Raw genomic sequence first — 6,308 nt, forward strand, 5'->3', positions numbered from 1 at the left:
GGCCTGCCGGTGTGCCTCTCCACGAGATCCGAGTACCCAGGCGAGTGTGGGGTTGAGTTCGAGTGCGGCGGTGAAGTCGGTGATGGCCTGGTCGTACCGGCCGGCCTGCCGGTGTGTTTGGCCGCGTTGGCCCAGCGCCCAGGTGTAGGTGGGGTTGAGTTCGAGTGCGGTGGTGAGGTCGGTGATGGCCTGGTCGTAGTGGCCGAGCCATCGATGGGTTTCCCCGCGACGAGCCCAGGCACGAGCGTTGCGGGCGTTGTGCTCGATGGCCCGGTCGAACTCGGCGAGCGCATCGTTCTCCCGGTCGCGGAAGTGGAGGCGGATGCCCCGATACGTGGAAGCCCAGCTTCTGCTTTCAGCACTCAGATGGCTGTGGGACAGAAGGGCTCGAAGACACACGAGACCGGGCTCGTCGCCGGTGAGCGCGTCCCGAAGGCGCTCCGCCCAGGAGAACAGGGCCGTGTCGGTGGTGTCCTGCGCGGCCTGTTCCAGGGTCTCGATCCACTGCCGCAGCACGGTGGCGTCCTGACCCGCAGCGTGCACGAGATCTTCCAGAGCGGCCGTCAGATACGCAACCGGGTGGGCGCACAGCCGGTGGTACGTCTCGTCAAGGCGGTGCCGGCGCCATCCAGTGTCTCTCCAGCGCTTGGCTTCGGGGAGCCGTTCCTCGGCCGCGGCACGCCAGGCGGCATGAGTGTCAGCGAGCCGCAGATGCGCCGAAGCCCAGCCCTGCGGGGAGTGGATACGCTGCTGGCCTACCATGCTGGCACGGACTACCGCATGGTAGTGCTTGTAGTCGCCACGGCCACTGACGAACGGCTGCCCACACAGCCACTCCCACAGCCCCGCTGCGCCAGGTCCTGCCGCAGCGGCGAAGACATCCTCGTTCAGCTGCAACGGCAGCGCACATGCCCGCACCGCCTCACGCTTTTCCGGGTCCGTGATCCACTGGACGAAGCGCTCGACAGCCACGTCGGCGAGGTCTCCGCCCGCGTCGACGTCCTCGACCGTGTGCGGCCGGGCCAGAGCAAGAAGCTCGACGAGTAGCGGAAGCCCCATCGACAGCTGCAGCACCGCTTCCACCACCCCCGGATCGGATACCCCCCGCGCAGTCAGCAGCGAGCGTGTCTCCGCCTCGGTGAAAACTTCCAACGGCACGTCCGCGACCTGATCCCGCAGCGGCGCCCACTCCCGCTCCGTCAGCTCGTCACGGCCCGCCATCACGACGATGACGTTCGCCGGCACCGGGCCAAACTCTTCATCCAGCAACCGCAGCAGCCATCCGTCCAAGTACTGCGCGGTCTGCTCCCACGTGTCGAAGAACAGCACCACCCACCGCTGCCGACGACACAACCGCTCCAGCTCGCCGACGAAAGCACGGCTCAACCCCGTCTCGTCACCCCGGCTACCGCGCCGCTGGGCACGGGTCCGGGACGCCGACCTGAGCCGGTCCAGCCCCTGGGCCGCAGCGTCCGGATTCGCCATCGCCGCCACGACGCCGGCCCCCGGGATCAATGACGCCGCTCCCAACGCGACCTGTGTCACCGCCCGGCTCGATACCGACGCTTCACCCTCCACAGGCGTCGGCTCAGCCTGAACCGCCTGCTCCCGCCTGAACTGCTCGACCGCCTTGTCGAACTCCTTGCACGGCCCCGCCTGCTCCGTCAGCTGTCGGGCCAGCTCGACCAAGGTCTGCTGCACCCCGTGGACGTCGTTCTCGTCCACCACTGCCGTCACCGCGTCCGCACGCCTGGCCGCCTCCTGCCACTGCCGCAGCAGCGTGGACTTCCCTACACCACCTACACCGCGCACATGGAACAGAAAGTCCGCCGGATCCTCCTCGGAGAAAGGGTCCTTCGACAAATTCTCCGTGAACAGCGCCAACTGCGCACGCCGACCCACGAACCGCGCTTTCGCACGCTGCCGGATCAACGCCCCCCGCGACAGACCCCGCATACCCGACCCCGACATCCCTGCCACCCCCGCCACTCGCCTACCTCACCCGGAGGACGACATCACGTCCGCCCACGCTTGCTGCGTCAGACGCAGACCATCAGTGTCTAATCCAGAGCTCCCGGCTGTCAGCAAAGCGCAAGAGAGCGCCAGCGGCGTTTTCTCGGTCTCGGGGCAGTGGCGGTGAGAGGCAGTCGGCGTTGGTGTGTTGTCACTGGTCAGCAGCGGTTCTTGAGGTGGGGTTCGCTGTCTGGGAAGTGAGAGATGCGTGGGTGTCTGCTGTCACGGAGCGATAGACATGCAGGTCAGACGCTGTCACGGTGGCGAGAGATCTCATGTAGGCCAGAGTCGGACCGCCCGGCGGTGTTTCGATATTCTGGGATCAGGTGGTCTCCCGCAGGGTGGGGCCTTCAATGGCTCCCTGATGAAGGTCCCCCTCCGGTGTCGGCTGGCACCGTTACTGGTCGCGCGGGTCACCGCGGGGATCTTCTCCTCCGGCCGGTAGAGCGTGACCACGGCCAGGAGCGCGGCGCCGACAGCGGGAGATCCCGGGCGGTAAGGGCCGCCCGGGATCTCCGTCGACAGGATGTGACGTCTGTCCGACCGGTTCAACGACCGGCTACAGCCGGTGTCACGCCCACTCCACCCCCAGCCCGGCGAGAACCTCACGCTGCTCGGGGGTGAGCCGGTCTCGTCGGCTTTTGGTGTTGCTGATGAACACCCCGAGTTTCACGACGTGTTCCTGGCCGTCGATGTTGATGGGTTCTTCGTGCTTCCTCGGGACGGTTCGTTCGTGTCCTTCGCGTTGGAGGTACTGGGCGAGGGCGGCGATTCCCCGCCGGAAGGGTGCTGACAGCCTTCCCGTCCCTTTCGTTGTGCGTGCTGTCACGGGGGCGGGGGCAGCTTCGTCGGGTGTCACTCCGAGCCGGCCGAGGCGTTCCTGCTGCATGGCGCTCAGTTGTGCCCAGGTGTGTGCCCGGCGTTGTTGTGCGAGCCATTTCCCGAGGTCGTCGCCTTCGAAGAGGACGCCGGCCTGGATGTCGGGGAGGGTCCCGTCGGCCTCGGTGTCGGTGAGGTCGGCGAGGACCCGGTAGTGGCGTTGCCAGTCGAGTGGCCACGGGCAGTTCCAGTCCTGATCGATGGCGGCCAGCTGCATGGCGCGTGTCCGGGAGCGTTCCGGGTTTTTGCCCAGGCCGTCCTTCCGGCGCAGGTTGGCCATGAGCTGCCCGATGGCTACCAGGTCGTCGTCGGCTTCGCCCCATACGGCGTCCTGCCGTGGCGCGAGGTGTCCGTGGGCCCGGTGGAAGGACCGGAGCGCGGCGAGCTTCGTCTCCCATGCTTCGTCGCCGGGTTCCCAGACCATGCCCTCCTGGTCGAGGAGTTCTTTGCGGTGGTCGTCGAGTTCACCGGCCCGTTGCGCCCGCCGTTGTTGGTGGACCCACCGGCCGAGCGGGAACCGCACCACGCCGACTTCGGTCTCGGTGTCGTACGGAACCGCGTACAGCCCCGCAATCTCGTGCTCTTCCCGCCACCGTCGCAGGGCCTGGTATCCGTCCAGCCACACCAGCGATTCGGGCCGGAATACCCGGGTCCGCAGGAACGCCGCGATCGTCGCCGGGTCACGCGGTGTCGAGAAGTGCAGCAGCGCCGATTCGACCACGGCCTCCGTTCCGTCCTCCCGGGCGGCGACCTCTCCCTCACCCTCGGCCCGGATGATCCGCCCGTCCGCGTCCCGCTGAACGTGTACGGGCCGTTCCCGGCTGCTGCGTGTCAGGGCGCGGGAGGCGAGTTGTTCGACCAGGCGCTCGTCGTGTGAGCGGAGTCCCTGGAGGAGGGCTACGAGGGGTGCGTACGAGGCGGAGGCGATCATGTCGGTGGGGTCTTCGCCGGGGTGCAGGAAGACCGGCACGATGATGCGGGCTACCTTCGTCGTTCCGTCCGGGTTGGGCCTGAGCGCACGTCCGATGTTCTGGACGATCTCGACCTGGGAGCCGCGGGTGTCGGCGAAGCAGACGGCTTCGACGCCGCGTTCGCCGACGATGTCGACGCCTTCGCCGAGGATGCGTACGGAGGCGAGGAATGCCCGGTGGACCCGGCGGTCCTCCGCATCGATCCCGTTGGCGAACTGGCGGAGGACTTCGCGCCGCTCGGAGACGAGGTGGTCTCCGCACAGCCAGTCCGCCCACACCCGGTCCGGTGGGACGTGCCGGTACGGTTCCAGGTCGTAGAGTTCCGCCTTGATCGAGGATGTCGGCAGTTTGGCCGCGTCGTTGAGGAACCGGTCCGATGCTTCGGTGGCGTAGAGCTCGGCGGCGGTCTCGGGAAGTTTCTCCGCGAAGGCTCGGGCTTCCTCGACCCGCTGGTGGAACGTCAGCACGGTGCGCAGGTTGTGCGCCGCGGCGTGCTCCAGCAGAGCGGCTTGGAGCAGTGCAAGACGCCGGCCACGCAGTGCTTCCTCCGACACACCGAGGACCGGCTCGGGGTCGCGGATCTCGATCACGTCGATCTCGAAGCCCGCGAGGACACCCCGCTCGACGCTCTCCGACAACCCCAGCTCGAAAATCCACTCGCCGTAGGTTCCTGCCGGATCGGAGGTCATGCTCGCGATCTCCAGCTCCTTGCCGTCCTTCCCTTTCTGCGGCCGCGGCGAAGCGAGGATCCGCGGGGTGGCCGTGAGGTACAGGCGGAAGGCGGCCGGGATCCGCTGGTTGTCGTGGATCGCCGCCCACGGGCGGCCAAGATCACCCGCCGTTGAGTGCGCCTCATCAATGACGGCGAGGTCGAACCCGCTCATGGACTGCCCGTACAGCCGCTCACCGCCCGCCAGAGCGGCCTCCAGCGGCCCCCGCACCCTCTCTTGACCCAAGGGGGCGTCGACGTCTTCCCGGTCCACGAGGGAGGCGTACGTGGCGAACACCACCACCGGCCCGTGCCCCGCCCACAACGCCAACTGGATCGGGTTCGTGGTCGTGTTCACCCCGAGCTGCTCCAGGACGTCGTCCTTCTCCAGCGAGCACACCGCGACCATCGGCGCGTGGTGCCCGACCCTGCGCCACACCAGGGCCGTCTGCACGAGCAGATCCAGGGTGGGAACCATGACGAGGATCCGGCCGTCCCGGAAGTTGTCGAGCGCGGCCCACGCGGCGGTGATCGTCTTCCCGGACCCGGTCGCCGACACGACGGTGGCACGGGCACCACCCTCCGACACAGCCGTTCTCGAAGGGAACCCCACCCACTTCCGGATACGCGCATTCGCATCCACCTGGTGTTCCCGAAGCTGAATAGCGGGCATTCCCTGACGTCCTTTTCTAGGAATTGCGCGGCGTGAAGGGCGGGATGGAGAGGGTGCCGTCCGCGCCGAGTACGACGTGCTGTGCGAGCTGGGCGAGGACCTGCTCCGCGGTGAGTCCCGTGCCCTCGGCCACCGCGCGGAGCCGCCGGCCGGTGGAGGCGTCCAGCCATACCGCCGCATGGAGCTCGGCCTTCGCCTCGCGCCGCTGTGCCATCCAGGCCGCGTGGCCGGCGAGAGCGGCGGCCCGCCGCTCCTCATGCTCACGGGCCCACGCACTGCCCACGCTGTCCTGCTCAGGGTCGTACATGCCTGCCCCGGCAGCCGCGATCAAGTCCCGGACCCGCAGCCATTCCACGTGCCGGGCCTTCCACACCTCGGCCAGATGCTGCGGATCCTCATACGACAGCTCACTGGACGACTGATGGACCCAGCCCGTCAGCGCCCCGGCGGTCTCACGCTCCCGCACCGCGGCCTCGGCCACCTTCCCCGACACCTCCGCCGCACTCAGACCCGCTCCCTGACGGCGCACCACGTCCCGGGCCACGTCATCCGCATATCACATCAGCGCACTCCTCGTAACCTGCAAAAAAAGCGGTTCCACACGCGTGTTCTCTTCCTGAGAGGAGCCCTTCAGGGCTTCAGGAGATGTGCCTTGCTTCCACCAACTGTACATGTGCATTCTTATCTAGACTGCGCAACACGAGAACCCGCCGCCCACACCCTGTAGCCAGCCGCCCGCGTAGCGGGCCCCTGGTCCTGGAGGCGAAGCCGGAAGGGCCCGGCGGGGGAGCGCAGCGGACCCCGCCCCGCCCACAAAGTGGGCGTCACACCCCTTGCACAGCAAGGGCTACAGAGGCCCGGAACGGGCCAGCCTCGCGCAGCGAGGCCCAGCCGCAAAGCGGCCAACCCTGAAGCGAAGCGCAAGGGCCACCACCGGCGAAGCCGGTGGTGCGGTGAGCGAAGCGAACCGCCCTCCCTTGCACAGCGCGCAGCGCTGTGGGACCCGCTCCGCGGGTCGACGTCACGCGGACCATGAAGCTCGTGGCCGAGCTCAAGGAAGACA

3 protein-coding genes are annotated in these 6,308 nt (G+C 68.1%); all 3 read right to left on the bottom strand.

The genetic code is table 11. The features are described from left to right. Positions 1 to 1,884, bottom strand: a 1,884-nt coding sequence (locus ABT170_RS38130) for a tetratricopeptide repeat protein (protein WP_351875412.1), incomplete at its 3' end; no start/stop codon positions are given. 700 nt (positions 1,885 to 2,584) lie between these two features. Further along, positions 2,585 to 5,245 carry a DEAD/DEAH box helicase gene (locus ABT170_RS38135; RefSeq protein ID WP_351875415.1) on the bottom strand — a complete coding sequence of 887 codons (2,661 nt, stop codon included), beginning with the start codon at positions 5,243 to 5,245 and terminating at the stop codon, positions 2,585 to 2,587. Between the two features lie 16 nt (positions 5,246 to 5,261). After that, a complete protein-coding gene (locus tag ABT170_RS38140; RefSeq protein ID WP_351875418.1) occupies positions 5,262 to 5,789 on the bottom strand; it encodes a hypothetical protein in 528 nt (175 codons plus the stop codon). Positions 5,790 to 6,308 lie beyond the last annotated feature (519 nt).

The sequence above is a fragment of the Streptomyces sp. NPDC001787 genome, assembly GCF_040297465.1.
Classification (GTDB): Bacteria; Actinomycetota; Actinomycetes; order Streptomycetales; family Streptomycetaceae; genus Streptomyces.